The sequence below is a fragment of the Novosphingobium sp. genome (genome assembly GCF_030696665.1).
Taxonomy (GTDB): domain Bacteria; phylum Pseudomonadota; class Alphaproteobacteria; order Sphingomonadales; family Sphingomonadaceae; genus Novosphingobium.
This window is the reverse complement of the sequence record NZ_JAUYRV010000014.1, coordinates 81,533-107,710: the sequence shown is the minus strand read 5'-3', so window position 1 is coordinate 107,710 and position 26,178 is coordinate 81,533. Positions and strand designations below refer to the sequence as shown.

The 26,178-nt window shown below is 63.7% G+C and carries 27 protein-coding genes; 10 read left to right on the top strand and 17 right to left on the bottom strand.

What is annotated here, in order from left to right; all coding sequences use genetic code 11:
- Nucleotides 1-38: 38 nt before the first annotated feature.
- The gene (locus Q8R81_RS03425; protein ID WP_305616041.1) at nt 39-788 is read right to left on the bottom strand and encodes a 16S rRNA (uracil(1498)-N(3))-methyltransferase; all 750 of its coding nucleotides are present in this window, start codon (nt 786-788) and stop codon (nt 39-41) included.
- 47 nt (nt 789-835) lie between these two features.
- Here Q8R81_RS03425 and ubiA point away from each other — a divergent pair, with 47 nt between their 5' ends.
- Nucleotides 836-1,750 (top strand): 4-hydroxybenzoate octaprenyltransferase, encoded by a 915-nt coding sequence (gene ubiA, locus Q8R81_RS03420; protein ID WP_305616040.1) that lies wholly within the window; start codon nt 836-838, stop codon nt 1,748-1,750.
- Here ubiA and Q8R81_RS03415 read toward each other — a convergent pair.
- The gene (locus Q8R81_RS03415; RefSeq protein ID WP_305616039.1) at nt 1,729-2,574 is read right to left on the bottom strand and encodes an arylamine N-acetyltransferase; all 846 of its coding nucleotides are present in this window, start codon (nt 2,572-2,574) and stop codon (nt 1,729-1,731) included. The genes ubiA and Q8R81_RS03415 overlap by 22 nt on opposite strands.
- 126 nt (nt 2,575-2,700) lie before the next feature.
- On the opposite strand from Q8R81_RS03415, the gene soxR reads away from it, so the two are divergent.
- Nucleotides 2,701-3,141 carry a redox-sensitive transcriptional activator SoxR gene (gene soxR, locus Q8R81_RS03410; RefSeq protein ID WP_305616038.1) on the top strand — a complete coding sequence of 147 codons (441 nt, stop codon included), beginning with the start codon at nt 2,701-2,703 and terminating at the stop codon, nt 3,139-3,141.
- On the opposite strand, the gene smc is transcribed toward soxR, so the two are convergent.
- The 4 genes from smc to Q8R81_RS03390 all read right to left on the bottom strand — a co-directional run bounded on the left by smc (nt 3,138) and on the right by Q8R81_RS03390 (nt 8,841).
- Entirely contained in the window at nt 3,138-6,578 is a 3,441-nt protein-coding gene (gene smc / locus Q8R81_RS03405) for a chromosome segregation protein SMC (RefSeq protein ID WP_305616037.1), read from the bottom strand. The two genes, soxR and smc, sit on opposite strands and share 4 nt — an antisense overlap.
- Nucleotides 6,579-6,606: 28 nt before the next feature.
- Nucleotides 6,607-7,356: a thioredoxin domain-containing protein gene (locus Q8R81_RS03400; RefSeq protein WP_305616036.1), complete on the bottom strand. Its 750-nt coding sequence runs from the start codon at nt 7,354-7,356 to the stop codon at nt 6,607-6,609.
- 205 nt (nt 7,357-7,561) lie between these two features.
- Nucleotides 7,562-8,266 (bottom strand): thioredoxin domain-containing protein, encoded by a 705-nt coding sequence (locus Q8R81_RS03395; protein ID WP_305616035.1) that lies wholly within the window; start codon nt 8,264-8,266, stop codon nt 7,562-7,564.
- Nucleotides 8,263-8,841 (bottom strand): DUF721 domain-containing protein, encoded by a 579-nt coding sequence (locus Q8R81_RS03390; RefSeq protein ID WP_305616034.1) that lies wholly within the window; start codon nt 8,839-8,841, stop codon nt 8,263-8,265. The genes Q8R81_RS03395 and Q8R81_RS03390 overlap by 4 nt, the downstream gene beginning before the upstream one ends.
- Nucleotides 8,842-8,870: 29 nt before the next feature.
- Between Q8R81_RS03390 and Q8R81_RS03385 the strand changes: the two genes are divergently transcribed.
- The 4 genes from Q8R81_RS03385 to Q8R81_RS03370 are packed head-to-tail and all read left to right on the top strand — an operon-like array spanning nt 8,871 to nt 12,803.
- Entirely contained in the window at nt 8,871-9,935 is a 1,065-nt protein-coding gene (locus Q8R81_RS03385) for an A/G-specific adenine glycosylase (protein WP_305616033.1), read from the top strand.
- A 2-nt stretch (nt 9,936-9,937) separates the two neighbouring features.
- Entirely contained in the window at nt 9,938-11,233 is a 1,296-nt protein-coding gene (locus Q8R81_RS03380) for a serine hydrolase (protein ID WP_305616032.1), read from the top strand.
- Complete coding sequence (gene nudC, locus Q8R81_RS03375; RefSeq protein WP_305616031.1) at nt 11,233-12,114, top strand: NAD(+) diphosphatase; 882 nt, start codon at nt 11,233-11,235, stop codon at nt 12,112-12,114. Before Q8R81_RS03380 ends, nudC begins: the two co-directional genes overlap by 1 nt.
- A complete protein-coding gene (locus Q8R81_RS03370) occupies nt 12,111-12,803 on the top strand; it encodes a DsbA family oxidoreductase (protein ID WP_305616030.1) in 693 nt (230 codons plus the stop codon). The genes nudC and Q8R81_RS03370 overlap by 4 nt, the downstream gene beginning before the upstream one ends.
- Here Q8R81_RS03370 and Q8R81_RS03365 read toward each other — a convergent pair.
- Together Q8R81_RS03365 and mgtE are read right to left on the bottom strand one after the other, a co-directional pair.
- Nucleotides 12,800-13,207, bottom strand: a complete 408-nt coding sequence (locus tag Q8R81_RS03365; protein WP_305616098.1) for a DUF1489 domain-containing protein — start codon at nt 13,205-13,207, stop codon at nt 12,800-12,802. The genes Q8R81_RS03370 and Q8R81_RS03365 overlap by 4 nt on opposite strands.
- Before the next feature lie 83 nt (nt 13,208-13,290).
- Nucleotides 13,291-14,757: a magnesium transporter gene (gene mgtE, locus Q8R81_RS03360; protein WP_305616029.1), complete on the bottom strand. Its 1,467-nt coding sequence runs from the start codon at nt 14,755-14,757 to the stop codon at nt 13,291-13,293.
- A 111-nt stretch (nt 14,758-14,868) separates the two neighbouring features.
- Between mgtE and Q8R81_RS03355 the strand changes: the two genes are divergently transcribed.
- Nucleotides 14,869-15,324 (top strand): peptidylprolyl isomerase, encoded by a 456-nt coding sequence (locus Q8R81_RS03355; protein WP_305616028.1) that lies wholly within the window; start codon nt 14,869-14,871, stop codon nt 15,322-15,324.
- A gap of 70 nt (nt 15,325-15,394) precedes the next feature.
- A complete protein-coding gene (locus Q8R81_RS03350; protein WP_305616027.1) occupies nt 15,395-15,712 on the top strand; it encodes a hypothetical protein in 318 nt (105 codons plus the stop codon).
- 101 nt (nt 15,713-15,813) lie between these two features.
- Here Q8R81_RS03350 and gltX read toward each other — a convergent pair whose 3' ends face one another.
- The 3 genes from gltX to Q8R81_RS03335 form a co-directional block, all read right to left on the bottom strand.
- Nucleotides 15,814-17,142 (bottom strand): glutamate--tRNA ligase, encoded by a 1,329-nt coding sequence (gene gltX, locus Q8R81_RS03345; protein ID WP_305616026.1) that lies wholly within the window; start codon nt 17,140-17,142, stop codon nt 15,814-15,816.
- A gap of 26 nt (nt 17,143-17,168) precedes the next feature.
- Entirely contained in the window at nt 17,169-17,615 is a 447-nt protein-coding gene (locus Q8R81_RS03340) for a hypothetical protein (protein WP_305616025.1), read from the bottom strand.
- Nucleotides 17,616-17,693: 78 nt separating this feature from the next.
- On the bottom strand, nt 17,694-19,361 hold the full coding sequence (locus Q8R81_RS03335) for an NAD+ synthase (protein WP_305616024.1): 1,668 nt from the start codon (nt 19,359-19,361) through the stop codon (nt 17,694-17,696).
- A gap of 101 nt (nt 19,362-19,462) precedes the next feature.
- Between Q8R81_RS03335 and Q8R81_RS03330 the strand changes: the two genes are divergently transcribed.
- Entirely contained in the window at nt 19,463-20,398 is a 936-nt protein-coding gene (locus tag Q8R81_RS03330; protein WP_305616023.1) for a ribose-phosphate pyrophosphokinase, read from the top strand.
- Here the strand turns inward: Q8R81_RS03330 and Q8R81_RS03325 are convergent.
- Both Q8R81_RS03325 and Q8R81_RS03320 read right to left on the bottom strand, forming a co-directional pair.
- The gene (locus Q8R81_RS03325; protein ID WP_305616022.1) at nt 20,395-20,742 is read right to left on the bottom strand and encodes a hypothetical protein; all 348 of its coding nucleotides are present in this window, start codon (nt 20,740-20,742) and stop codon (nt 20,395-20,397) included. The two genes, Q8R81_RS03330 and Q8R81_RS03325, sit on opposite strands and share 4 nt — an antisense overlap.
- Before the next feature lie 41 nt (nt 20,743-20,783).
- Nucleotides 20,784-21,743: a helix-turn-helix domain-containing protein gene (locus Q8R81_RS03320; RefSeq protein WP_305616021.1), complete on the bottom strand. Its 960-nt coding sequence runs from the start codon at nt 21,741-21,743 to the stop codon at nt 20,784-20,786.
- A gap of 166 nt (nt 21,744-21,909) precedes the next feature.
- On the opposite strand from Q8R81_RS03320, the gene Q8R81_RS03315 reads away from it, so the two are divergent.
- On the top strand, nt 21,910-22,689 hold the full coding sequence (locus tag Q8R81_RS03315) for an inositol monophosphatase family protein (RefSeq protein ID WP_305616020.1): 780 nt from the start codon (nt 21,910-21,912) through the stop codon (nt 22,687-22,689).
- A gap of 40 nt (nt 22,690-22,729) precedes the next feature.
- Here Q8R81_RS03315 and Q8R81_RS03310 read toward each other — a convergent pair whose 3' ends face one another.
- The 4 genes from Q8R81_RS03310 to Q8R81_RS03295 are packed head-to-tail and all read right to left on the bottom strand — an operon-like array spanning nt 22,730 to nt 26,144.
- On the bottom strand, nt 22,730-23,611 hold the full coding sequence (locus tag Q8R81_RS03310; RefSeq protein WP_305616019.1) for a LysR substrate-binding domain-containing protein: 882 nt from the start codon (nt 23,609-23,611) through the stop codon (nt 22,730-22,732).
- 9 nt (nt 23,612-23,620) lie between these two features.
- A complete protein-coding gene (locus Q8R81_RS03305; protein WP_305616018.1) occupies nt 23,621-24,562 on the bottom strand; it encodes a transporter associated domain-containing protein in 942 nt (313 codons plus the stop codon).
- Between the two features lie 20 nt (nt 24,563-24,582).
- Nucleotides 24,583-25,086 carry an rRNA maturation RNase YbeY gene (gene ybeY / locus Q8R81_RS03300; protein ID WP_305616017.1) on the bottom strand — a complete coding sequence of 168 codons (504 nt, stop codon included), beginning with the start codon at nt 25,084-25,086 and terminating at the stop codon, nt 24,583-24,585.
- Nucleotides 25,083-26,144: a PhoH family protein gene (locus tag Q8R81_RS03295; RefSeq protein WP_305616016.1), complete on the bottom strand. Its 1,062-nt coding sequence runs from the start codon at nt 26,142-26,144 to the stop codon at nt 25,083-25,085. The genes ybeY and Q8R81_RS03295 overlap by 4 nt, the downstream gene beginning before the upstream one ends.
- Nucleotides 26,145-26,178 lie beyond the last annotated feature (34 nt).

Sequence of the window (26,178 nt, the reverse complement as noted above, 5' to 3'; positions counted from 1 at the left end):
TTTGTTGCAAACGCGACAAGAATCCGCGCCATCAAGGTTCAGGCCTGCCAATCGCCGTTCAGGCCCATCCACAGCGCCATTCCGGCAATCGCCGCAGTCTCCCCACGGAGGATACGCGGCCCCAACGCAATCGCCACCGCCGCCGGATGCGCCCGGACTGCCGCCCGCTCCGTCTCGTCAAAGCCGCCCTCCGGCCCCACCAGCAGCGCCGCCGGACCCTTGTGCGCGGCAAAGGCCTCAGCCACCGGCGAGCCGCCGTTCTCGTCAGCGAAGAACAGCACGCGGCCTTCCGGCCAGTCGCGCAACAAGGCGTCTAGCTTTGCGGTCTCGCCCAACACCGGCAGCGCTGTGCGCGCGCATTGCTCGGCCGCTTCGACCGTGATCGTGCGCGCTCGCTCGGGGTTCAGCTTGTCTGCCACACAACGTCGCGTCACCAGCGGCACAACTTGGGCAACGCCGAGTTCGGTGGCCTTCTCCAGCACCAGATCAAAGTTCGGCTTTTTCAGCAACGCCGCGCAAAGCCAGAAATCCGGCACGTCCTCACGCGCCCGCAACTGCCGCTCCACCTCCACCGTCACCGCGCGCTTGCCCGCCTCGGCCACCCGCGCCAGCCATTCACCGGTCACATCGTCGCAAAGAATCACTGCATCGCCGGGGGCCACGCGCATGACCTTGCCCAGATAATGCGCCTGCCCACCCTCAATCGTCACCTGCTGCCCATCAGACAGCGGCGCTTCAACAAACAGGCGAGGGGCCGATTTGGGCGGCCAAGCGGGAGTAGCAGGCATGATTTCGCCCCTAGCGCAATTTGCGCAGGCCGGTAAGGCTTGCCGCTATGACCGAGGCTGCAAACAGCGCAATCGTCCCTGACAGCGAGCATAAAGGCCTCGTTGCCCGCCTGCCGCAACCGTGGCGCAACTATGCATTGCTCGCGCGTTTTGATCGGCCCATCGGCTCATGGCTGTTGTTCTGGCCCTGCGCATGGGGCCTTTTCCTTGGCGGTGCCACCGGCGCATGGGGTATCCTAGCGTGGATGCTGCTCGGCGCCATCGCCATGCGCGGCGCAGGCTGCGTCTATAACGACATCGTAGACGCAGACCTCGACGCCCGCGTCGCCCGCACCGCCTTGCGACCCATCGCCAGCGGCGCGGTGACAAAGCGTGCAGCATGGATGTGGCTGCTCAGCTTGTGCGCCGTAGGTCTCGTCGTCCTCCTGCAACTACGCTGGGAGGCGCAACTCGTCGCCCTCGGCAGCCTCGCCCTTGTCGCCGCCTATCCTTTCATGAAGCGCATCACCGGCTGGCCGCAGGCATGGCTCGGCCTCGTCTTCACATGGGGCGCACCGGTTGGCTGGGTTCAGGCCACCGGCTTTGATCGCCTCATCCCGCTGGCCGCGCTCTACGCCGGATGCTGGGCATGGTGCATGGCCTATGACACGATCTACGCCCTGCAAGACCGCGAAGACGATGCGCTGGTCGGCATTGGCTCGTCAGCATTGTCGTTCGGCCAGCACGTCAAAACAGGCGTCGCTGGGCTTTACGCGATGGCGCTCGCAGGCTGGGCTGGAGCGGTCTGGCTGACGCGCCCCGATTCGCTGGCGCTGCTGGCGTTGCTCCCAGTCGCGCTGCACCTGAGCTGGCAAGTCCTGACCCTCAAGGAAGACGGCACTGATCCGCTTACCAAGTTCCGTTCCAACCGCACCGCAGGCCTGCTGATGGCCGCCGCCTGCTACGTCGTCGGGGCCGCCTGAGCGCCAAACAGCGCTTCATGCCGCGCACATATTGCCGGAAAGAGTGCGGCCGCTTCCGGCACATCGAGCAGGAACACGTTGCGCAAAACCTCCACAAGTTCGCCCTCTGAGGCCAGCTCCCGCCGCACTTCGCCCGTCGCGCTTACGTCCGACAGCACCTTGCCCCGCAGCATCAGATAGCGTTCGCCGTCACGCCGCTGTACAGTCAGGTTCTGCACAAAAACAGAAGCCGGATCGCTGCATTGCCAGTCACATAGCGCCGAAAGCTGATCTTCGTTCGCAGGTTCCGCACGGAAGTCATAAGACATGGCGGTGTGGCCCAGCGTCACCGACAGACGCCACAATCCATCACCTGTCGTGCCAACACTCACTGGCAAGGGCGGCTGCGTCCACGTTCCATGCTCCAGCGGCACCGGCGCGCCCAGCCAACTGCCGAACCCGGCGTCGACCAGCCACGCACCTTCGCATTGCACCAACAGGCACAAGTGCGATCCCATGCTTTCGTCGCCCCGAAATTGCCGCATCACCCCTGCGCTCATCCGCGACACGTCAAAGCCAATTGCTGCCAGTGCCGCGCCCAGCACGCCGTTATGTTCATAACACCAGCCCCCGCGCCGTTCCTCGACCAGTTTGGCAAAGGCGGCGCTGGCATCGGTGGTCAGCGCTCGCCCCAACTGCACGTCGATATTCTCGAACGCGATGGCCTGCACATGCGCGCCGACAATGGACCGAAGCGTGGCAAGGTCGGGCAGCGGCTCTCCGTCAAACCCGATCCGCGCCAGATAGGCGTCAAGCTGCTGCCGGTTCAGCGGTTCAATTGTCATGTGCGAGCTACCGGCATCAATCGAATCCCTTTCGGGCGTAGTCTGCAATCGATGCTTGTCATTCTGCAACCTCAAGTTAGCTTCAGATCAAGCCGTTTTGATCCGCAGTCGCCAAAGAGAGTGCGCATGCACCGCAACGATCTTATCCCCATCGGCACATTGTCGCGCCGCACTGGCCTCGCGATCTCGGCCATCCGCTATTACGAAGATCGCGGCCTTGTCACCTCGGTCCGCACCGGCGGCAACCAGCGCCGCTTCCTGCGCTCCGACATCCGGCGGCTGGGCTTTGTGCAGATCGCCCAGAAGCTGGGTTTGGGGCTGGCCGAGATCGAGCGGGAATTAACCGCCCTGCCGCAGGGCCGCACGCCCAACATCATGGACTGGCAAAAAATCAGCCGCTCGCTCCGCAAGGAAATCGACAGCCGCATCCAGCTCCTCACCCGCACCCGCAACAAACTCGACGAATGCATCGGCTGCGGCTGCCTCAGCCTCGACCGCTGCGCACTGTACAACAAGGAAGACCGCGCAAGTGCTGCGGGGCCGGGGCCAAGGTTCGTTCTGGATTAACCCGCTGCCTCAAGCAGTTCCACTGCGCCGCCCAAGTCGACGCTGACCAACCGTGAGACGCCACGTTCCACCATCGTCACGCCGAACAGGCGGTGCATGCGGCTCATCGTCACCGCGTTGTGGGTGACGATCAGGTAGCGGGTGCTGGTTTGGGCGACCATCGCGTCGAGTAGGTCGCAGAAGCGTTCGATGTTGGCGTCGTCCAGCGGCGCGTCGACTTCGTCGAGGACGCAGATCGGGGCGGGGTTGGTGAGGAAGAGGGCGAAGATCAGCGCTACTGCTGTCAGCGCCTGTTCGCCACCGGACAGAAGAGTCAAGGATTGCAGGCGCTTGCCGGGCGGTTGTGCGAAGATTTCGAGGCCTGCTTCCAGTGGATCATCGCTGTCGATCAGCGCGAGGTGCGCCTCGCCGCCGCCGAACAGGCGGGAGAATAGGTTGCGGAAGTGGCCGTCTACCGCTTCGAAGGCGGCGCGCAGGCGTTCGCGGCCTTCGCGGTTGAGGTTGCCGATGGAACCTCTAAGTCTATGAACTGCCTCGGTTAGTTCAGCTTGTTCGGCCACGCTGGTGCCGTGGCGCTCCTCTGCTTCGGCGAGTTCGTCGGCGGCGACGAGGTTGACCGGGCCGATGCGTTCACGCTCGGCGGTGAGGCGATCCATCGCGGCGGATTCCTCGCCCGCGCTGGCGACTTCGGCGCTGGCGAAACCGAAGCGTTCGGGCAGGAGTGGGGGTGGGCACTGGAACCTTTCTCCTGAGATTCCAGCCATTTCCTGCCGTCGCGCGTCCTCGTTCTCGGCGCGGGCGACGGCGCCGGCGCGGGATTCGCGGGCGGTGGCGAGGGCCTCGTTGGCTGAGGAGAGGGCGCTATCTGCTTGTTTTGACGCAGTTTCTGCTGTGGCCAGGGCGGTTTCGGCGGCTGTGAGATCGGTCGCGAGGCGTGTGCGGATGCTCTCACCTTGCTCGATCTCCGCGATCAAACCCTTTGGTTTTGCGGCAGAAATTGCGCGTTCGGCTTCCAGTTCTTCGCGCCGTCCGGTCATTTCGGCGAGACGTTTGGCGGCGTCTCCGGCGCGGGCCTGCCATGCACGGATATCGCCGCGTATTCCTGCAAGTCGTTCTTTTCCAACGGCAATGTTCTGATCGAGCGAGGCTGCTGCCGCCGTGGTTGCTTGCAAGGATGTGCGCGCTGCATCGTTGCGGGCGCGGGCCGCTTCGAGCGCGGCGCGGCCTGCTTCGGGGTCTGGCAGGGTGTTGCGCTTGTCTTCGGCGGCGGAAAGTTCGCCCTGCGCAGCTTGACGTTGGTCAGAAAGGTCTGCCTGAGCCCTTGAAATCTCGGCCTTTCTTTGCTCCAAGCGCGCCCGCGCTGCCTCTGCCGCATCCAAGGCCCGCAACGCCGCACGCTCTGAATCCGCTGCTTCCGTGATGGATTTCTGAACTGCACCTAGATGCACAGAGATGACACCTAGACGCTCCTGCACGCCTTCAAGTGCTGTTTGCGCGGCGCTGACAGCCGCTCTGCGCGCGGGCAAAATTGCCTCAAGTTCGGTCAGCCGATTTTCGGCTTCGAGCGCCGCCGCTTCCGCCGCACCTTCACCCCGCGCGACAAATCCATCCCACCTTCTGAGCCGTCCAACTTTCGTGACCAACCACTCGCCCGGCTGAAGGACTTGTCCATCATCGCTATCACTCACGCGGACCAGCGCGAGTCTGGCGGTGAGTTCGGGTGGGCATTGCGGGACGTGGTGGGCGAGGGAATCTGGCAGTGGTGAGAGCGCTCCCGCTCCGGTCCAGAAGCGGCCTTCGGCATCGGCGGGCGCGGGGCCTACTGGCGCGCTGGCATCTCGGCCGAGGACGGCGGCGAGGGCGCGTTCATAACCGGGTGCCGCGCGTGTGCCGGCGATGGCAGATTGGCCCAAGCCTTTGGCGAAACGTGCCTTTTCCCGCGCTGCCTTGTCGCGCGCCAAGGCGTCTGCCTCTCGCTCTACGCCGGAAAGGTCGGCGCGGGCTTGAGCGAGCGCATTGCTTGCGGTGTCGCGCTCGATGGAAAGTGCCTCCCGCTGTGCGGATAGGTCAGTGCGCTCAGCTTCAGCTTTGGCAATGGCGGCGGCTGCGTCGGCCCTTTTTGCTTCTGCTTCAGCGATTTGCGCGGCGGGATCGGCCTCCCGCGCCAAAGCGTCAGCCTGCTGCGCGATCCGCGAAGCATCGGCATCGAGCCGCACCAGACGTTGGCGGGCGGCGGCGACAGCCGCTTCGGCCACGCGCCATTCGGCGTCGATCCCGGCCTGCTCTGCCACGCGCTGTGCGAGGGCGATTTCGGCTGCGCGCGCGGCGCGATCTGCGTCGTCGGCCGCGGCGACGAGGGTGGGGCGGCGAGCGGTGTCTTCGGCAAGGGCTGCTTCGGCGGCGGTGAGGTCTTGATCGAGCTTTGCCATTGCGGCGGCCGCGTCTTCGGTCAGCTTGTCGGCGCTGGCGCGGTCCTGTTCGATCCGCGTGAGCTGGCGATCGATGTCAGCCACGCGCTGTTCGGCGGCTTCCAACTGTGCAGAGAGCGAGGCCATGCGTTGGCCGTGGGCAGCGGCATCCTGCCTGCGATCAAACAGTTCGTCGCGCGCTTCGGACAGGGCGGCGGCGGCTTTGTGCTGGGCGGCTTGGGCCTGATTGGCGACGAGGGCTGCGGCTTTTACCGCTTCTTCGGCTGCCGTGGCCTGTTTGCGCGCGGCTTCGGCAGCGGCGGCGGCATCGCGCCAGCGGGCGAAGACGAGGCGGGCTTCGGAGAGGCGGATTTTCTCGCTGACAGCCTTGTAGCGTTCGGCGGCGCGGGCCTGGCGGCGTAGGGTGTTGATCTGGCCTTCAAGGCCGGAGAGCAGGTCTTCGAGCCTTGCGACGTTGACTTCGGTGGCGCGCAGCTTTTGCTCTGCGTCGCGGCGGCGGACGTGGAGACCGGCGATTCCGGCGGCCTCTTCGAGCATCATGCGGCGTTCGGTGGGTTTGGCGGCGATGACGGCGGCGATGCGGCCCTGGCTGACCAGCGCCGGGCTGTGCGCGCCGGTGGCGGCGTCGGCAAAGACCAGCGCGACGTCTTTGGCGCGCACGTCCTTGCCATTGACGCGGTAGGCGCTGCCTGCGCCGCGTTCGATGCGGCGGACGACTTCGAGTTCCGCGCCGAACGGTCCGTCAGGATCGGTTTCGGCGGTGAGCAGGACTTCGGCAAAGGCGCGGGCAGGGCGCGTGGCGGTGCCTGCGAAGATCACGTCTTCCATGCCGCCGCCGCGCATCGACTTGGCCGAGCTTTCGCCCATGACCCAGCGGATCGCTTCGAGCAGGTTCGATTTGCCGCAGCCGTTGGGGCCGACAACGCCGGTGAGGCCGGGTTCGATGCGCAGTTCGGCAGGCTCTACGAAGCTCTTGAAACCGGACAGTTTCAAGCGCTTGAACAGCATGCCTCAGGCCCCCGGCTGCCGCTCTGCCCTAGCGCGCGCCAGCCTTCTGGATCATCGGTTCCAGCGATGCCCAATCGGCAACGCCGGTCTTGTTGCCGTTGATGAAGAACGTGGGGGTGCCGGTGATGTCGAACTCCTTGCTCCACTTTTCGTTCAGTTCGGCAAGTTTTGTGGCCTTTGCCGTATCGGCGAGGCAGGCGGAACCTTGCGCCGCCGCAACGCCACGCGAGGCGAAAAATTCGCTCATCCCCGAAACTTGCGCGATGCCGCCAAAGCGCTTTTCAGGCGGGAGTGCGGAAACTTGCTGCAGTGCGGCTTCGTTCGCTTGCAGGTTGGTGAACATCTGCGGCTGCCAGCCCCAGAATTGTTCGGACAGCGGGATCACCGCTTCGGGCGTGCCGCACGTGGCGAGCAGGACCGAAGGCATATCGAGCATATTGAGCAGGAACAGGCGCAGTTCATAGGACACGCGGCCCGATGCGATGTATTCATCGCGCAGCTTGGGGAAGCCCTTTTCCGAGAATTCCGCACAGTGCGAGCAGGACAGCGCGCCGAATTCCATGACCTTTATCGGAGCATCGGGGTTACCGATCAGATAGCCACCATCGGCCGTTGCCGAGAACGTTTCAGTCCACGATTTGCCTGCAGGTGCGGGAATTTTGGCGATGGGTTCGCTGCTGGCGACATCGCCCGTGGCGGCGGCGTCCTTCTTGTCACAGGCGGAAAGGCCAAGCGTGAGGGGCAGGGCGGCAAGCAGGAGGGCGCGGGCGAGCTTCATCGTGTGGATATTCCCGTGTCTGGCGGTTTGGACGGACGCTAGCCGATTGTGGCCGGGTGGTGAAGGGGGGCGGGGTTTGGGTTGTGGATGGTCCTTCGACAGGCTCAGGATGCGGTTTTGGAACATGCCCTCCCCCGACCCCTCCCGCCTGCGGGAGGGGAGCAAGAAGGGTGCCCCTCCCGCAGGTGGAGGGGAGATTGCTACGCTACTTTGTCCGCGCGAGGATCTGCGGGCGCAGGGCGTCCCAGCTGTGGGTGCCGGCAAGCAGGACACCGTCGATCATGAAGCTGGGGGTGCCTGTGACGCCGAGTTTTTCGACCGCTTCGTTGGTCTGTTGTGCCAGCTTGTTGGCCAGCGGTTCATTGGCGAGGCAGCGGTCCATTGCGGGGCGATCAAGGCCGCGGGCGGCCATGAACTGATAGAACTTGAAGTCCGAGGCGATAGCGCGGGTGCGTGCGGCAAAGGGACCGGTGGTCCAGCGCTGGCGCTGCGCAGCGGTGGAATTTGAAAGCGGGCCGATCCATTGCGGCTGCGCGCGCATGAAGGCGGTATGGACGCTGAAAAAGCGGTTGGCAGGCACGCAGTTGGTGATGAGCGCGACGGTGACGTCTACCGGATCTCGCACGAAATTGCGCACTTCGACCGCACCCTTGCCGGGGCCGACCATGCCGACTTTCAACTGACCTTCGGATTCTACTTCGAATGCGGAGCAGTGCGGGCAGGTATAGCTGACGTACTGAACCAGCCGCAGGGGCGCCTTGGGATTGCCGAGGACGTGATGGCCTTCGGGTGTGGCCGTGGACGTAGCGGCCCAGTTGGTGCCGCCTGCGGGGCGTGCCGGTTTGGTCGCGCCTATCAGAGCCAGTGCGGCGAGGGTTGCGAAAGCGGCAGTTGCGAGTTTGCGGGTCATCCGTTCCTGTTTCCCCCAGAAGCACTATCGAGACTGCGCGCCAGCGATTCGAGCACGGTGCGCAGTTCAGGATCGCCGATATCGCGCAACGAATCCCCCAATTCCATCGGAATCGGCTTAAGCGAAGGAGGCGCGGCGCGCGGTTGCTCCTTGGCCTTTGGTGCCTGAACCGCACCTTGCCGGATCTTCACCTTGGCGACCGCGCGATAGCCGAAGAAGCGGTTCACCCGCTCCATGATTTCGGGGATCACATGCTGGATCATTGGCGCGTGGGCAGGGCTGACGACGAGTTGGAGGATGCCGTCGGACTTTTCACCCGGCGGGAAGCGGATGGATTCGGGCATGCAGTTGCGGGCGTTGCGTTCGCCCACAATCTCGGGCCAGCGGGTGACGACGCTGGATTGCACGAAGCCGAAGCGGCGGAAAGCAGTCCGACCGATGGCGGGCATAAGGTCTGCAATCTGGCGCGCTTCGCCGCCGCGCGGGCGTTCATAGGGTTTGAGCGCGGGCTTTGGCGCAGGCTTGCTGGCTTTTGCCGTCTTGGGTTTGTCCGCGTCAGAAGGGGTGGTTTTCATATCGCCTTGGGCCATGCCATAGGTGCGCGATGCAAGCCAGAGAGGAAGCTGAAATCACCTTCGATCCCGAGGCAGTCGCGCCTGCATTGCTCGGCTGGTATGATGTTCATGCAAGGCGGTTGCCGTGGCGCAAATTGCCGGGGGAGGCGCGGCAGGAGCCATACAAGGTGTGGCTTTCCGAAGTCATGCTTCAGCAGACCACCGTGGCGGCGGTGGGACCGTATTTTGCGAAATTTACTGCGCGCTGGCCGACTGTCGGCGATCTGGCAGCGGCGGATGATGCCGATGTGATGGCCGCTTGGGCAGGGTTGGGATATTATGCTCGCGCGCGCAATCTGCTGGCCTGTGCGCGGGCGGTGGCGGCGATGGGGGAGGTGTTTCCCGATACCGAAGAGGGGTTGCGCGCATTGCCGGGGCTGGGCGAATATACGGCGGCGGCGGTGGCGGCGATTGCCTTTGGGCGGCGGGCAGTGGTGGTCGATGCCAATGTCGAGCGGGTGGTGGCGCGGTTGTTTGCGATCGACGAGCCATTGCCCGGGGGCAGGGCAGCAATCCGCTTTGCGGCGGGGCAGGTGACGCCGGACGAGCGCGCCGGGGATTTTGCGCAGGCGATGATGGATCTGGGGGCGACGATCTGCACCGCGCGATCACCCCGGTGCATGTTGTGTCCGCTGTCTGTGCAGTGCCGGGGGCGGGCCGAGGGAGCGCCGGAGCGGCTGCCGGTGAAGGCAGCGAAGAAGGCCAAGCCCTTGCGGCAGGGGCGGGCTTACTGGATCGAGCGCGATGGCAAGGTTTTGCTGGTGACACGGGCCGGGCGCGGGATGCTGGGCGGGATGCGCGCGCTGCCCGATGATGGCTGGTCGGCCAAGGGGGATGGCGCGGCGGTGCTGGACGGGGAGTGGCGGCAAGGTGGTGTGGTGCGGCATTCGTTCACGCATTTCGATCTTGAACTGCAATTGATGCTTTGCGTTCAGCCGGGAGCCGTTAGTCATGGCGACGGAGAGTGGTGGCCGGTCGAACAGATCGAGGCCGCTGGGCTGCCCACCGTCTTTGCCAAGGCGGCGCGGCTGGCGATTGCGGAGAGGAATGGCTGAAAATGCAGCGGATGGCGGTTTCGCGCAGAGGTCTGTTGGGATCGTTCGGGGCGCTTGGCGGCGTGGCGTTCCTGCCGCGCATGGCGTGGGGTTCTGCAGCGGCAGAGGCGAAGTTTCCCACTGTGGCGCGGATGCTCGATGGCTATGTGTCCACCGGCAAGCTGCCGGGGATGATCGCGGCGATGGGCTGGGGCGCTGCTGATGCGCCGATGGACATTGCGCGCGGGACTGTGGCCAGGGGGCTTGATCAGGCGGTGGACATGGACAGCCTGTTCCGCATCTATTCGATGACCAAGCCGATCACCGGCATGGCCGCGATGATGCTGGTGGACGAAGGCAAGCTGCGGCTCGACCAGCCCATCGCCGATCTGCTGCCCGCGTTCGGCAAGATGATGGTGCAGGCCACGCCCGATGGCTCGATCACCGATCTGCGGCCTGCAAAAACGCCGATTACCGTGCGACATCTGATGACGCATACGGCGGGGCTGGGCTATTCGATCATCCAGAACGGGCCGATCAAGGATGCTTTCATCAAGGCAGGCGTCGTGCCGGGGCAGGCCAGCCGCTTGCCCATGCCGGGGATGGACGGGTTCAAGCCTTTGAGCAGCCTTGCTGAATTCGCCGATGTGCTGGCGACCTTGCCTTTGGTCTACGAGCCGGGGAGCGTGTGGAGCTATTCGGTGGGGCTGGATCTGCTGGGCCGCGTGATCGAAGTGGCTTCGGGCAAGGCATTCGATGCCTTTCTGGCCGAGCGGGTGTTTGGCCCTTGCGGCATGACATCCACGTGGTTCCGCGTGCCCCAGAGCGAGGCGGGGCGGCTTACCACGAATTATGCGGCGGTGAGCGGGATGCTGCTGCCGGTAGATCCGGGCAAGACCTCGATCTATCTGGATCAGCCGCCCTATCCGTTTGGCGGGGCGGGGTTGGTCTCATCGCCGCGCGACTATGACCGGTTTCAGCGGATGCTACTGGGCTTTGGCAAGATCGACGGGCGTCAGGTGATGAGCGAGGCTGCGGTGCGGCTGGGGACGAGCAATCTATTGCCGGTGGGGACCGACCTTTCCAAGGCTTTCATCAAGGGCAACGGCTTTGGCGCGGGCGGCTCTGTCGGGCTGGGCGAGGATGCCGGGACGTATGGCTGGGCGGGAGCGGCGGGGACCGTTGGCTTCGTCAACTTCCGCGTGGGGCTGCGCGCGGGGTGCTATACGCAGTACATGCCATCGGAAGCCTATCCGGTGCATAGGGAATTCGCGCAGGCCGTCTTGGCCGACGTGACGGGGAAGAAGGCCGCAGCGTGATGGACACGACAATCGCATTTGCAGGCGGCGGGCTGGACCGTGCCGACCACATCCGGGGCGATGCCGAGCGGCTGGGCGACCTGATGAACTGGCGCGCGCGGCTGCTGAAGCTTGAGGGGATCGACCCGGTGATCGCGCCCGATGGTGGCCTGGACTGGGGCACGCTGGCGGATGCCGACCCGGCGGCTGAACTGGTGTTTCTGGGGCTGAGCGAGGACGGGCGCGGGTGCTTTGCGCAAGTGACACCCGCGATTGTGGGCAGCGTGGCACCGCCCAATCCCCGGCTGTGGGGCGCGATGGGAGCGCTCTCGCCCGGCGATCTTTCGATTTATGGCGGGGCGCGCAGTCTGGTGGATTGGCATGCGCGGCACCGGTTCTGCGCGCGGTGCGGATCGGCCACGGTGCTGCGCAAGGGCGGCTGGCAGCGGACATGTACCAACGATGCTTGCGGGGCCGAGCACTTTCCTCGCGTCGATCCGGTGACGATCATGACGGTGGAATGCGATGGCGAACTGCTGCTGGGCCGCCAGCCGCGATTCCCACCGCGCCGGTATTCCGCGCTGGCAGGCTTTGTGGAGCCGGGCGAAGGGCTGGAGGATGCGGTGCGGCGCGAGGTGTTGGAAGAGGCGGGCGTTAAGGTGGACGCGGTGCACTATGTGGCGAGCCAGCCGTGGCCGTTCCCGTCCTCGCTGATGATCGCGTGCCACGCGTTCACGACCCAGCGCGAAATCACCATCGACGAAACCGAACTCGACGATGCGCGCTGGTTCACGCGCGAGGAAGTGCAATATGCGATGAGCGGCGCGGAAGATGGCGCGTTCATCGCGCCGCCGCCGTTTGCCGTGGCGCATCACTTGCTGAAATGGTGGCTTGCGCAATGAGTACGCCCGCAAAAGTCACGCTCGATATCTGGTCCGACGTCATGTGCCCGTGGTGCGTGATCGGGCTGAACCAGCTGGACAAGGCACTGGCCGGGTTGGCGGGCGAAGTGGACGCGACGGTGCGGTTCCATCCGTTCGAGCTGAATCCGGATATGGGCGAAGAGGGCGAGGAACAGGCGGCGCACATCCAGCGCAAGTATGGGCGCTCGGCGGGACAGTCTGCGGGGGTGCGCGATACGCTGAAGCAGGCGGGGGCACGCGCGGGCTATTCGTTCGACTACACCGGTGCAGGTGAAGCGCCGCCACCGATGATGTGGAACACGCGGCTGGCGCACCGGTTGCTGACGTGGACCTTGCGCGATTTCGGGCCTGAGAATCAGGTGGAACTGAAGCGTGCGCTGTTCGACGCGCACTTTCAGGCGCGGCGGAATGTAGCTGACCCGGAAGTGCTGGCAGATGTGGCGGAAAGCGTCGGTCTGCCGCGAATTGGCGCTTTAGAGGCGATGATCGATGCGGAGATCGACGCATCGGTGATTGCGGGTGAGCGTCAGGCTTGGGACTTGAACGTATCTGGCGTGCCCGCCGTGCTGATCAACGGAAAGCTGATCGTGCCGGGGGCGCAGGAGCCTGAGGTTTACGCTGACTTGATCAGGAAGGTTCTGGTGCGCGAGGCAGCGGTTCAGCTTTAAACCAAACCCAGCTTCGCCAGATCCGACGCGATCTGCGCGGGCAGCACTTCGCCCGTCTCGCCATCACCAAGGTCCGCTGGCGCGTCGGCGTCTTCCAGATAGCGCCAGCCTTGGTGCGCGCGCTTGGGTTTGGGGTGGACGTCGATCAGTTTGGTGCTGACCACGATGTTGGTGCGGCCGCCTTCGGCTTCTTCGAAGCCGACGATTTCGGAGCGGGCGACGAGTTGGTGCTTGTGGATCCAGTAGAGCGAGCCGCCGATCATTTCCTCGGCGCGTTTGGGGCGGTTGCGGGTGGTTAGGTAGGCCAGTTTTGCCCCGCCACGACGGCCCGTTTCGGAAAACCATTCGTGGATTTCCGCGAGGGACTGGGCTCCGTAGGCGACTTTGGTCATGTTGAGGGGAATGGTTGGGTACTTTCTGTTTGTTCTTAAACATGCCCTCCCCCGGCCCCTCCCGCTTGCGGGAGGGGAGAAGAAGCAGCAGCCGTTTAACCCGCCAGCCCGCTCAACACTGCAAGGCCGAGGAACGAGAAGAAGCCCATGACATCGGTGGCCATCGTCACGAATACGGCAGAAGAGACAGCCGGGTCCACTTTCAGCCGATCAAGCGTGACCGGGACCATGATTCCGGCAAGCCCTGCGACCAGATTGTTGATGACCATGGCCGAGCCGATCACCGCGCCCAGCAGGGGGTTGGAGAACAGGAGTGCGGTGGCGCTGCCGACCAAGAGGCCGAGCGCGGTGCCGTTGGTGGCGGCAATGCGCAGTTCGCGCAGGATCATGCGCACCGTGTTGGAGCTGGTCAGCTGGTTGGTGGCCAGCGCGCGGACGACCACGGCCAGCGTTTGCGTGCCCGCGTTGCCGCCCATGCCGGAGACTATCGGCATCAGCACGGCCAGCAGCGCAAACCGCGAAATCGCGCCCTGGAACATGCCGACGACCGAGGCGGCGAGCATGGCCGTGCCGAGGTTCACCACCAGCCATGTAAGGCGCGTGCGCACGGTGAGCAGGATCGGCTCGTTGATGTCGCCATCGCCTGCACCCGACAGGCGCAGGATGTCTTCGCTCGCTTCTTCCTGAATGATGTGGACGATATCGTCGACAGTGATCTGGCCGACCAGACGGCCGTTTTCGTCCACCACCGCGGCCGAGATCAGCGCGTACTTCTGGAAGCGCAGTGCGACTTCTTCCTGATCCATCGTCACCGGGATCAGCGTCTGGTCGCGCTTCATCACGTCGGCCAGCGGAATGCTCCGTGGCGCGCGGAGAATCCATGAAAGGCTGCAGGTTCCGATGGGGTGATGCTTGGGATCGACGATGAACACTTCCCAGAATTCGGTGGGAAGATCATCGTCACGCCGCATGTAATCGATCAGGTCGCCCACGGTCATCGCCTCGGGCACAGCGATCAGATCGCGGCTCATCAGGCGGCCGGCGGTTTCTTCCGGGTAGGACAGCGCGGATTCGATGGCCGCGCGGTCTTCCGGCTCCATCTCGGCGAGGACAGCCTGCTGGTCCTCCTCGTCCATATCCTCGATCAGGGCGACGGCGTCATCCGTCTCCATCTGCTCGGCGAGTTCGGCAACCTCTTCTGGTTCCAGTTCCTCGACAAGGTATTCGCGCACGTAATCGTTGAGTTCGGCGATCACTTCGCCGCCGAGAAGATCCGAGATCGCGCGGGCCAGCGTGACGCGGTCCTGCTTGTCGATCAGTTCGAAAAGGTCGGCAATATCAGCCGGGTGGAGCGGTTCGACGAGGTTGTAGACTTTCTCGTCGTCACCCGCTTCAAGCGCATCGACCACCTTGCGCACGAAGCCGGGGCGCAGCGTGTTGTCTTCTTCGTCGAGGCTTTCGGCGTTTCTGGCGGGTTCATTTGGCCGCGCGGGTTCAACCGGCGGGGCGCTTTCGTCCGCGTCGGGGAGCAGGGTGTCGATGATGTCGTCGTCGCGCTGCATAGCGGCGGGGTTACCCACTAGGCCGTCAATTGCAACCGCCTAGCAGACCTATGCGTGACTTTCTTTCGTGAGCCACTATATCCGCCCGCAAGACAACAAGGACTGCGACCAATGGCTGACGAAAATCTCGTTCTTTCCCTCGATTCCGGCGACGTTGTAATCAAGCTGCGCCCTGACCTTGCCCCCGGCCACGTGGAGCGGATCAAGGAACTGGTCGGCGAAGGCTTCTACGACGGTGTGAAGTTCCACCGCGTGATCCCCGGCTTCATGGCGCAGGGCGGTTGCCCCGACGGCACCGGCATGGGCGGTTCCAGCAAGCCGGACCTGAAGGCCGAATTCAACGCTGAACCGCATGTGCGCGGCGTATGCTCGATGGCGCGCACCAGCGCGCCGAACTCGGCCAACAGCCAGTTCTTCATCTGCTTTGACGATGCACGCTTCCTCGACAAGCAGTACACCGTGTGGGGTGTGGTCGAGAGCGGCATGGAACACGTTGACGCGCTGCCCAAGGGTGAGCCGCCGAAGACGCCGGGCGTGATCAAGGAAGCGAAGATCGTCGCTGCCTGATTGCATTTGAAGGTTTAGGATTGAGGGGCGGGGCCGATGGGCTGCCGCCCCTTTTTCTGTTGGAGGCGGGATGAACCTGATTGAACATGCGCTGGTTGCACTGGTGATTCAGGCGATTGTCGGGCTGACAACGCGCAACTGGTGGGCGGGTGCGGCGCTGGCCTGCGGGTACTTCATCGGCCGTGAGGTTTCGCAGGCGGAGTATCGCTGGATCGAACAGTTCGGGCAGGGGCTGCGTGCGAACATGCCGTGGTGGGGCGTGTTTGATGCGCGGGTGTGGGATAACGCTGATCGGTGGGCGGACTGGATTGGGCCGATTCTGGTGACAGTGCCGGTGGCGTTGTGGATGGGGCGGCGTCCTTCGACAGGCTCAGGACGAGCGGATTAGCGCTTGAACAACGGAACCTCAAATCCGCTCATGCTGAGCGTGTCGAAGCATCATGCGCGGTGCCAGCGTCCTTTGATAGGCTCAGGACGAGCAGAGGGAGCCTAAGGCGCAAGTCGGCGCACTGCTTCTTCCTGCGCGATCAAGGGCAGGAGTGCGGCCATTTCCGGGCCGTGGTCGTGGCCGGTGAGGGCCTGACGCAGGGGGAGGAACAGCGCTTTGCCCTTGCGCCCGGTGCTGTCCTTGAGCGCGGTGGTGAGGGTGCGCCAAGGGTCGGCTTGCCAGTCAAGCGTGGCGGCGATTTTGGCGGCCTCGGTCAGGAAGGTGCGGGTTTCATCGTCAAACATGAGCGCGGTGATGGGGCCAGTCAGCACCTGCCACCAGCCTTGCGCTTCGTCGATGTGGGCGAGGTTGGGGCGGATGGCTTCCCATGCGGCTTCGCCCATGCCCTGCGGCAGCAGGTTTGCGACCCGGGCGTAGGGCAGGCGGTGGACGATCTGGGCGTTGACGCGGTGCAGGTCTGCCTCGTCAAAGCGGGCAGGTGCGCGGCCGAAGCGCGAGAGGTCGAAGCTGGCGGCAAGCGCTGCGGAATCGAGCGACGGGTCAACCGGATCGGACGTGCCGAGGCGAGCGAGCAGCGTGACGATGGCCTCTGGTTCGATGCCCTGTTCGCGGAAATCGGCCATGCCGAGTGCGCCGAGGCGTTTGGAGAGTTTGCCTTCGCTTCCGGTCAGCAGCGCTTCGTGGGCAAAGCGCGGGGGTGTGGCGCCCAGCGCGGTGAACATCTGGAGCTGCGTTGCGGTGTTCGACACATGGTCTTCACCGCGCAGCACATCGGTGACGCCCATGTCGATATCGTCGATGGCAGAGGGCAACATGTAGAGCCACGAGCCATCGGCGCGGCGGATCACCGGGTCTGACATCTGGCGCGCGTCGAAGTTCTGCACCCCACGAATCCCATCGTCCCACGTGATCGGCTGGGTGTGATCGAGCAGGAAACGCCAGTGCGGCTTTTCGCCCGCAGCGGCCTTGGCGGCGTGGTCGGCGTCGGTCAGGTTGAGCGCGGCGCGGTCATAGATCGGGGGCAGGCCCCGGCCCAACAGCACCTTGCGCTTCAGGTCCAGTTCCTGCGATGTTTCATAGGCGCGGTAGATGCGGCCCGCTGCGACGAGGCGCTGGAATGCGCGTTCATAGAGGTCTGTGCGCAGCGACTGGCGCTCTTCACCGTCGTACGTGAGGCCCAGCCATGCAAGGTCGGCACGGATGGAGTCGACGTGCTCTTCGCGGCTGCGTTCGGCATCGGTATCGTCGATGCGTAGCAGGAACTTGCCGCCGGTCTTCTTGGCCAGCAGCCAGTTGTGCAGGGCGGTGCGCACGTTGCCGACGTGAAGCTTGCCGGTGGGCGAAGGCGCGAAGCGGGTTACCGTAGTCATGCGCAGCGCCCTACCGCGCCTTCGGTTCAAGGGGAAGGGATGAGAGCGACCGCGTGGATCGTGGCGTTGTACAGCGCATCGTGACGGTCGGCGCGGACGAAGCCTGTGATTGCATCGGTGAAGGCGGCGCGGTGGGCGGACAGGGCCGCGCGGCCCAAGGAGGCGAGCGTGACTTCGTCCGGCGTCATCGCAAGGCAGCAGGGGCGGTTGACCATGAACGGTTCGGGCCAGACCTGCTTTACCGTCTGGACGAGGCCGTGGACGGCACAGGCGGCTTCGATGCTGCGGTAGCGCTGCGCCAGATCGGGCACCGGATCACGCCCTGCTGCGTCGAACAGGGCGCACAGGCGCATCGCCATGACCATGTGCAGGCTTTTCAGCGAGAGGCCGCGCACGTCATGCGGGCGGGCCATGCTTTCGACCAAGGCGGAGAAGCGGGTGGAAGATTCGCCGAGCGGCTGGTGAGCGGGCATTGCACATCCTTTGTTGCGAACGATTCGCAAACTAGGTGTAGTGCCTTGCTCCGTCAATGAGAATCGTTCGCAAAAATGTCAGCCCGTGCGAAAGCTGTGGGTGATCGGGTAGCGGCGGTCGCGGCCATAGTTGCGTGCGCCGAGCTTCACGCCCGGAGGGGCCTGGCGGCGCTTGTATTCCGCAAGGTGCAGCAGGCGTTCCACGCGCACCACGGTGGCGCGATCATGCCCTTCGGCGACGACCTGATCGACGCTCTTCTCGTTCTCTACCAGCCCGAGCAGGATCGCATCGAGCACATCGTAAGGCGGGAGCGAATCCGAATCCTTCTGGTCCGGGCGCAGTTCGGCGCTGGGGGGCTTGGTGATGATCCGCTGCGGCATGACCGGGCCGAGGGGGCCGAGGCCGATCTTGGGTCGGTTGTGGTTGCGCCATTCGGAAATGGCAAAAACCGTGGTCTTGTAGGCGTCCTTCAGCGGGTTGTAGCCGCCGTTCATGTCGCCATAGATGGTGGCGTAACCGACGCTCATCTCGCTCTTGTTGCCCGTGGTGACCAGCATCGGGCCGAACTTGTTCGATAGCGCCATCAGCGTGACGCCACGGATGCGCGACTGGATGTTTTCTTCCGCAAGATCGGGTTGCTTGCCGGTGAACGCGGGGGCCAGCATTTCCCCGAAGGCATCGACGGCGGGCGAGATCGGCACGGTGTCGAGCCGCACGCCCAGCATGTTGGCGCAGCCTTCGGCGTCTTCCAGACTTTCCTCGCTGGTGTAGCGGCTGGGCATCATCACGCACCACACGCGATCCGCGCCCAACGCATCGACGGCAATGGCCGCGCAGATGGCCGAATCGATACCGCCAGACAGGCCAAGGACCACGCCGGGGAAGCGGTTTTTGTTCACATAATCGCTCAGGGCCATGACCATCGCGCAGTAGATGTCCTCGGGATGCTCGGCGAGATCGTGGACTTCGCCAGCCTCGCACCGCCAGCGCGAGCCGGAACCGAGCGCGGTCTGGGTCCAGACGGTGGTGACGATGGATTCTTCCCAATCCGGCATCTGCACCCAAAGCGCGCCTTCCGGGCCGACGACGAAGCTGGCGCCATCGAACACCAGTTCGTCCTGTCCGCCCACGCGGTTGAGGTAGGCGAGCGGAATGCCGGTATCGATCGCGCGGCGCTTGGCCACGCCATCGATACGCAGCACGTCCTTGTCGATCTCGTAAGGGCTACCGTTGATGCAGATGAAGATTTCCGCGCCGAGTTCCGCTAGGTGGCGGCAGACATCGGGGTGCCAGATGTCTTCGCAGATCGGCAGGCCGAGCATCGCGCCTTTGAACAGCACCGGCTCTGGCAGAGGGCCGGGCATGAAATAGCGCTTCTCGTCAAACGTGCCGTAGTTGGGCAGTTCGTACTTGAAGCGGGTGGCGGCGATGCGCCCGCCTTCGAGCAGGGCGACGCCATTATGCAGCGCGCCATCGCGCACGAACACCGAGCCGACCAGCATGGCGGGGCCGCCATCGGCGGTGACTTTGGCGAGTTTTTCCAGTTCCACCGCAGCGCGCGCCACCAGCGCGGGCTTCATGATCAGGTCTTCCGGTGGATAACCGATCAATTGCAGTTCGGGATAGACGATCAGGTCTGCATCACGCGCCTTTTCGCGCACGGCGAGCATTGCGGCGGCATTGGCGGCAAGATCGCCAACCGACTGGTTGAGCTGGGCGAGGGTGATGCGGAGTGTTTCGGCCATAAGTGTTCACTAGGCGGCAAAGCAGGTGGCCTGCAAGAGTTGCAAACCTGTCATCATGGGCTAAGGGCCGCTTGGGGATCGAATCCGAGGGAATCGCACGCATGAAGATCATGGCCGGCAATTCAAACTTGCCACTCGCTCGCGCCATTTCGGCTTATCTCGAAGTGCCGCTGACCGACGCCAGCGTGCGCCGCTTTGCCGACGAGGAAGTTTTCGTGGAAATCCACGAGAACGTGCGCGGCGAAGACGTGTTCGTGGTGCAATCCACCAGCTATCCGGCGAACGACAACCTGATGGAACTGCTGATCTGCATTGATGCGCTGCGCCGCGCATCGGCCAAGCGGATTACGGCAGTGGTTCCCTATTTCGGCTATGCCCGGCAGGACCGCAAGCCGGGACCACGCACCCCGATTTCGGCCAAGCTGGTGTGCAACCTGATCACCGAAGCCGGCGCAGACCGCGTGCTTGCGGTGGATCTCCATGCCGGGCAGATCCAGGGCTTCTTCGATATTCCGACCGACAACCTGTTTGCAGCGCCGGTCATGGCCGCAGACATTCAGGCCCGCTACGGCGCGCAGGAACTGATGGTCGTATCGCCCGACGTGGGCGGCGTGGTGCGCGCGCGCGCGCTGGCCAAGCGGCTCAACAATGCTCCGCTGGCCATCGTCGACAAGCGGCGTGACCGTCCCGGCCAGTCCGAAGTCATGAACATCATCGGTGATGTGAAGGGCCGCATGTGCATCCTGATCGACGACATCATCGATTCGGGCGGCACGCTGTGCAACGCGGCGCAGGCCCTGATGGATGCCGGTGCGGCGGGCGTTTCGGCCTATATCACCCACGGCGTGCTTTCGGGCGGGGCAGTGGCGCGGGTGAACAATTCGGCGTTGAAAGAACTGGTCATCACCGACACGATCATGCCGACCGAAGCCACTGCCGCTTCGGACCGCATCCGGGTTATGACCATTGCGCCGCTGATCGGTGAAGCGGTGCGCCGTATTGCCGACGAAAGCTCGGTTTCCAGCCTGTTCGACTAAGCTGTACTGGCTGATTTCAACCGTTCCAGCCATGCGCGGGCCTGTTTCGGCTCGCCCACGGCATTGGCGGGTGGCTTTCCGCGCGCGGCCATGAATTCGTCGTGGAGCGCGAACGGCTCCATGAAAAGTTGTTCGCGCGCTTCGGCGATTTCGTCTGCCAGTTCGGTCAGGCTTTCGATCACCGGAGCAGTTGCTGCGCGCATGATCTTGTCGGCATTGTGATCGAACAGGCCCCACTTGCCCGCTGCCGTCACTTCCAGCGCGGCGATCAGTGCTTCTGTATAGTCCGCTTCCAGTTCGGAGCGGCGCTTGTCGAGACGTTCGAGACGATCAGCTCTTGCCATGCATGCGGACTAGGGTGCGCACGGCTAACAGGCAACTGCGATCATTCCCACGGCTTCACTTCACCTGGCTCCAGCCGCCGGATTGTTTCCAATCGGCGGGTCTGGCGGGTTTCAAGGCCAAGTGTCATCAGCGGTTGCGGGCGTTCGACAAACTGGCGCGGAGCCATGCCGAACAGTTCGGTGAATTCGCGGATCAGGTGGCTTTGATCGTAATAGCGCAGCGCGATGGCCTCAGCCTCGGCGTGATCGGCCACGCCGCGCAAGTGGCTGGCCATATCGAGCGCGCGGGCACGGCGCAGCACCTGCTTGGGCGGCATACCGAAATCGCGGCTGACGATGCGTTCAAGCCTGCGCTGCTCTACGCCGATTTCCTCGGCAAGGCGGGCGATGCTTACCGTGGGATCGGTGAAGGCCGCAGCTTCAAACCGGGCCGAAATCGGATCAGGCTCCCGAACCGCGCGCTCAGCAATCAGGCTGCGCATTTCGTATTCCATCGCCCGGACCCAATCTTCGGGCGAATCGTCGGGGTGGCACAAGTCCAGCCAGCGCTGTTCGGGAAGGCCGAGATCTGTAAACGTCTCAAGCCGGTCAACCAGATCAGCCAGCTTTGGCCCGTTCAGCGCGTGGCACACACCGGGACGCAGGAAAATGCCGACGCTGATGAAGCTGCCAGTCACGCTGATCGGCATGCGGCGAGACTGCGGGCCAAACATCATCGCGGCATTGTCTGCGGATTTCAGGCCAGCGGCGGTTTCTGCCTGCCAATTGCCGCGCAATTGCATGCGGATGCAGGCAAAATCGCTGAGCAGCCCGCAATCAAGGCGGTGTTCGGGCGGGGCGTTGACGATGGTCACGTAAAAGCGGCCAACCCAGCGTTCAAGATCCGCCGCAGGTGCGCGACTGTACGATATCGGCTGGCCATCGCGCGTGGCGTTTGGCGATGCTATTGCGCGGTCAACACCGGGTGATCTTTCCGTCCCCGGCCGGTTGTTGCGTGTCATTCAACTGCGCCCCCAAGGCAATCTGTATTGGCGTTCTAATCCCTTTGCACCAAAACGCCTGTGCGTCCTGTCACGCTGCAGCGAATGATACAACGAGACGTTTTGCCGCAGGGCAATTCGTGCCTGTGGGTTGACCCGATGACGCAGAGGCATAAACACCCAACACATGAAACTTGATCAGGACATTGCCCTCGCCATCCGTCTTGCCGATGCAGCCGCTGCGGCAATTCGTCCTTATTTCCGGACAGTTGCGGCCGAACGCAAGGATGATGCAACTCCGGTTACGCTGGCTGACCGCGCAGCGGAAGAAGCGATGCGCCGCATCCTTACGGCAGAAGTGCCGCGAGATACGGTGATTGGCGAGGAGTTTGGATCGACCGCCGGAAGCTCCGGGCGCAGCTGGGTGCTGGATCCGATTGACGGGACGGCAGGTTTCCTTGCCGGGCGTCCTATTTTCGGCACGTTGATCGCGCTGATGGTTGAGGGATTTCCGGTGTTGGGGGTGATCGATCAGCCGATTACCGGCGAACGCTGGATAGGCGCTTTGGGAATGCCGACCACATTGAACGGCAAGCCCGTGCGTACCCGCCTGTGTCGCGAACTGTCAGAAGCGACTTTGGCAACGACCGGGCCGCACTATTTTGATGATCACGATGGCGGTCACTTCATGGGCCTTGCCGCCAAGACCGATCACAAACGCATGGTCATGGGCGGCGATTGCTATAACTACGCGATGCTGGCCACCGGGCAGCTTGATGTGGTGTGCGAAGCAGGGCTGAAGATCCACGACTGGGCAGCGCTGGTGCCGGTGGTTGAGGGTGCAGGTGGGGCGATGGCTGACTGGAATGGCGACCCGCTTCACGCCGGGTCAGATGGCCACGTGATTGCTGTGGGCGACCCTGCAAGGCTGGACGACGTGGTTGAAGCGCTGGCCTGCGGACATTGATGGCGGCAAGGTGCGGCGAAAACTGCGCGCCTTTCAGAGACTACAGCCCCGCGCGCAGCATCCAGTCATGGAACAGCCGCACCGGGCGTGATTGCAGCGCGCGCGGGCGGCACACGAACCAGTAGGAATAGGGGCTGTCGACGTCGATGTCGTAAAGCCGTGCCAGGCGCGAATCGTGGCTGCGGTGGTAGTGATCATCATGCATGATCGCGATGCCGAGGCCTTGGGCCGCGGCTTCAAGGATCAACTGGCCAGAATCGAAATGGTCGATTGCGGCCGGTTCCATCTTTTCCAGATGCAGCGCCTTCTTCCACGCTTCGAAACTGGCGGGCAGGTCGTTGTGGACAAGGAAGGTCTGCTTCGAAAGCTTGGCAACATCGGGCCGGTCACCCAGTTCCTCGGCCAACGCAACTGATGTGATGGCGTGAACGCGGTTATGATCGAGTCGCACCGAATGGAGCGAGGCATCCGGCCCTTCTGACAGGACGATGGCGGCATCAATGGTGTCGCCCAGTTTGGTTTCGGCCGAATGGCCCGAATCGATGTCGATATGGAGTTGCGGGTGCAGCTTGCGCAGTTCTCCCAGACGCGGGAACAGGCGCTGGCTCCCGAACAGGGGCAACACGCCAAGCCGTAGGCGCATGACTTTGCCTGTATCGATCAGGCGGTCCACCCGATCAGCCATCTCGTCAATCAGCGGGGCGACTGCATCATAAAGCTGCTGGCCTTCCTCGGTCAGCTTCAGCGCCTGATGCTTCCGCTCGAACATCGGCTTGCCGACGAAGTCTTCAAGCGCGCCGAGGCGCCGTGACAATGCCGACGGGCTGAGCGCCAGCTCCGCCGCCGCCGTCTTGGCCGAGCCTGCACGCACGACGCGAATGAACGCCTCAAGCGAGCGCAGGGGAGGAAGGCGGCGGATCATCTGGTTACCCTATTCTTCAACGGTGGTTTCAGTGCGGGGTGCATGGAGCCGCAGGCGCGTGAGGCGGCGTTCATCGCCCCCTGTCACTTCCAGCCGCCAACCGCTGGCGTGTTCCAGCACACGCCCGACAGGCGGCACTTCGCCCGCAAGTACTACGGCAAGCCCGCCGATCGTATCCACGTCTTCCTCCACTTCGGCAAGACGTGGATCGACGGTTTCGGCAACGTCATCCAATTCTGCGCGCGCATCGGCATCCCAGGTGTCTGGGTCAATGCGGCGGAGCAGTTCCTGCGGAGCATCGTCGTGTTCATCCTCGATCTCGCCGATGATCTCTTCGACAAGGTCTTCGATGGTGATGATACCATCGGTTCCGGAATATTCATCGATGACCACGGCAAGGTGGGTACGCTTGCTGCGCATGTCCGCCAATACGTCAAGCGCGCCCCGTGCCTGAGGCACGAACAGCGGTTGGCGCATCAAGGAGGTCCAATCCTTTGGCGCTGGCTTGTTTGACAGGAGCATACCGGCCACGATCGTGAAGACATCCTTCACGTGAATCATGCCGATGATTTCGTCGAGCGATTCGCCAAAAACCGGCATGCGGCTGTGGCCGTTCTCTGCAAAGGAGGCTACCATCTCCTCGAAACTGGCTGACGCGGGCACGGCAATGATTTCGCCGCGCGGGATCGCTACGTCGTCGGCGTCGTGTTCGCTGAAATGGAGCAGGTTGCGCAGCATCTGGCGCTCAAGCGGGACAAGGTCACCGTTGTTGGCGCTAGAGTGAGGTTGTTCGCCCTCGTGCTCGTCGATCGCTTCCTCAATTTGCGCGCGTAGCGACTGATCGTGGTCCGGCCCCTTGAAAAAGGCCCTGATCGCGCGCCACAGCGCACGGCTACTACTGTCTGCGTCTCCTGATCGGCTCTCGCCGGTGGAGTCATCGCCCTCGGGCACTGCTCAATTCCCCTGTGTGGTCAGTCTTCGACCGCATATGGGTCGGCAATGCCCATCAGTGCAAGCGACTTCCGTTCCAGTTCCTCCATTTCTTCGGCCTGCGTTTCGCCCAGTTCGTGATCGTACCCGGCAAGGTGGAGCAAGCCGTGGACGATCAGGTGCGTGGCGTGAATTTCGACCGAGACACCCTTTTCCGCAGCTTCGCGCACGCACACGCCGTGGGCAAGGATCATGTCGCCGAGCATGCCGGGCGCGTTGGCATTGCGCGCAGCGTTGAGCACTTCCTCGCGCGAAAGCATCGGGAAAGACAGGACGTTGGTCGGCTTGTCCTTGGCCCGCCACTGTTTGTTCAGTGCATGCACCTCTTCGTCATCGGCCATAACCAGGCTGATGAGGAGGTTTTCGTGCGCAAGTTCCGGCACGATCCGCGCCGTGGCTTCGGCAGCGCGGTTGGCCAGTGCTTCCCAGTCGGTCTCATCGCCCCAGATCGGGTCGATGTCGATTTCAAGGACGGGCGCGCTCACTCGTCTTTACCATCGTTCTTGCCTTCATAGGCCTCGACAATTCGGCCCACAATCGGGTGGCGGACAACGTCTGCGGTGCTGAAGCGCACCGTGGCGATGCCTTCCACGCCTTCGAGACGCTTGACTGCATCGTTGAGGCCGCTTGCGCTGACACCGCCAGGCAAATCGACCTGTTTGGGGTCCCCACAGATCACCATGCGGCTGTTCTGGCCGAAGCGGGTGAGGAACATCTTCATCTGCGCTGGTGTGGTGTTCTGCGCTTCGTCAAGAATCACAAAGGCATCGGCCAGCGTGCGACCGCGCATGAAGGCAATGGGCGCAACCTCGATTTCGGCGCTGGCAAGACGGCGCTCCACCTGTTCGGGTGGCATGCAATCATAGAGCGCGTCGTATAGCGGGCGGAGATAGGGATCGACCTTTTCCTTCATGTCGCCCGGCAGGAAGCCGAGCCGTTCGCCCGCTTCCACCGCTGGGCGTGACAGGATCAGGCGTTGGACCGATCCGGAGATGAGCTGTGCCACGGCCTGTGCGACCGCAAGGTAGGTCTTGCCGGTGCCTGCCGGGCCGAGCGCAAAGATCACGTCATGGCTGACCAGCGCGCGCATATAATCAATCTGCGTGGCAGAGCGCGGAACGATGGTTTTCTTGCGCGTGCGGATCATGATGGGCGGTGCGCCGCCGGGCGCGCCGGTGATGATGCCTTCCAAGGTCGGCTCCACACTCATCGCGATCAGCGAATCGACCGCGCCAGAATCCACCTCTTGCCCCGACAGCAGACGCTGGTGCATGCCTTTGAGAACATCGCGGGCACGGGCGACCGGATCGTCCGGTCCTTCGATCACCACGCGGTTGCCCCGCGCGGAGATATAAACTCCCAGCCGGTTCTCCAGAAGCACGAGATTGGTGTCAAACTGGCCAAACAGCGCGCCAAGCACGGTCTGTTCGTCAAATTCAACCTCCACCCTTGCGCGCCCCATATGGCCAGCACGCGGCTGTCCAAGGCGGTGTTGTTCGGGCCGGTGATGCGCTTCATCAGCGCGGGGGAGTTTTCGGGCCATGCGCTCCTTTTGCGTTGGGCCTTGATAGTGAAGG

What these genes read in the sequence shown, in the direction of transcription:
- Q8R81_RS03425 (WP_305616041.1), bottom strand. Translation starts at nt 788, where the DNA reads ATGCCTGCTACTCCCGCTTGGCCGCCCAAATCGGCCCCTCGCCTGTTT.
- ubiA (WP_305616040.1), top strand. Translation starts at nt 836, where the DNA reads ATGACCGAGGCTGCAAACAGCGCAATCGTCCCTGACAGCGAGCATAAA.
- Q8R81_RS03415 (WP_305616039.1), bottom strand. Translation starts at nt 2,574, where the DNA reads ATGACAATTGAACCGCTGAACCGGCAGCAGCTTGACGCCTATCTGGCG.
- soxR (WP_305616038.1), top strand. Translation starts at nt 2,701, where the DNA reads ATGCACCGCAACGATCTTATCCCCATCGGCACATTGTCGCGCCGCACT.
- smc (WP_305616037.1), bottom strand. Translation starts at nt 6,578, where the DNA reads ATGCTGTTCAAGCGCTTGAAACTGTCCGGTTTCAAGAGCTTCGTAGAG.
- Q8R81_RS03400 (WP_305616036.1), bottom strand. Translation starts at nt 7,356, where the DNA reads ATGAAGCTCGCCCGCGCCCTCCTGCTTGCCGCCCTGCCCCTCACGCTT.
- Q8R81_RS03395 (WP_305616035.1), bottom strand. Translation starts at nt 8,266, where the DNA reads ATGACCCGCAAACTCGCAACTGCCGCTTTCGCAACCCTCGCCGCACTG.
- Q8R81_RS03390 (WP_305616034.1), bottom strand. Translation starts at nt 8,841, where the DNA reads ATGAAAACCACCCCTTCTGACGCGGACAAACCCAAGACGGCAAAAGCC.
- Q8R81_RS03385 (WP_305616033.1), top strand. Translation starts at nt 8,871, where the DNA reads ATGCAAGCCAGAGAGGAAGCTGAAATCACCTTCGATCCCGAGGCAGTC.
- Q8R81_RS03380 (WP_305616032.1), top strand. Translation starts at nt 9,938, where the DNA reads ATGCAGCGGATGGCGGTTTCGCGCAGAGGTCTGTTGGGATCGTTCGGG.
- nudC (WP_305616031.1), top strand. Translation starts at nt 11,233, where the DNA reads ATGGACACGACAATCGCATTTGCAGGCGGCGGGCTGGACCGTGCCGAC.
- Q8R81_RS03370 (WP_305616030.1), top strand. Translation starts at nt 12,111, where the DNA reads ATGAGTACGCCCGCAAAAGTCACGCTCGATATCTGGTCCGACGTCATG.
- mgtE (WP_305616029.1), bottom strand. Translation starts at nt 14,757, where the DNA reads ATGCAGCGCGACGACGACATCATCGACACCCTGCTCCCCGACGCGGAC.
- Q8R81_RS03355 (WP_305616028.1), top strand. Translation starts at nt 14,869, where the DNA reads ATGGCTGACGAAAATCTCGTTCTTTCCCTCGATTCCGGCGACGTTGTA.
- Q8R81_RS03350 (WP_305616027.1), top strand. Translation starts at nt 15,395, where the DNA reads ATGAACCTGATTGAACATGCGCTGGTTGCACTGGTGATTCAGGCGATT.
- gltX (WP_305616026.1), bottom strand. Translation starts at nt 17,142, where the DNA reads ATGACTACGGTAACCCGCTTCGCGCCTTCGCCCACCGGCAAGCTTCAC.
- Q8R81_RS03340 (WP_305616025.1), bottom strand. Translation starts at nt 17,615, where the DNA reads ATGCCCGCTCACCAGCCGCTCGGCGAATCTTCCACCCGCTTCTCCGCC.
- Q8R81_RS03335 (WP_305616024.1), bottom strand. Translation starts at nt 19,361, where the DNA reads ATGGCCGAAACACTCCGCATCACCCTCGCCCAGCTCAACCAGTCGGTT.
- Q8R81_RS03330 (WP_305616023.1), top strand. Translation starts at nt 19,463, where the DNA reads ATGAAGATCATGGCCGGCAATTCAAACTTGCCACTCGCTCGCGCCATT.
- Q8R81_RS03325 (WP_305616022.1), bottom strand. Translation starts at nt 20,742, where the DNA reads ATGGCAAGAGCTGATCGTCTCGAACGTCTCGACAAGCGCCGCTCCGAA.
- Q8R81_RS03320 (WP_305616021.1), bottom strand. Translation starts at nt 21,743, where the DNA reads ATGACACGCAACAACCGGCCGGGGACGGAAAGATCACCCGGTGTTGAC.
- Q8R81_RS03315 (WP_305616020.1), top strand. Translation starts at nt 21,910, where the DNA reads ATGAAACTTGATCAGGACATTGCCCTCGCCATCCGTCTTGCCGATGCA.
- Q8R81_RS03310 (WP_305616019.1), bottom strand. Translation starts at nt 23,611, where the DNA reads ATGATCCGCCGCCTTCCTCCCCTGCGCTCGCTTGAGGCGTTCATTCGC.
- Q8R81_RS03295 (WP_305616016.1), bottom strand. Translation starts at nt 26,144, where the DNA reads ATGGCCCGAAAACTCCCCCGCGCTGATGAAGCGCATCACCGGCCCGAA.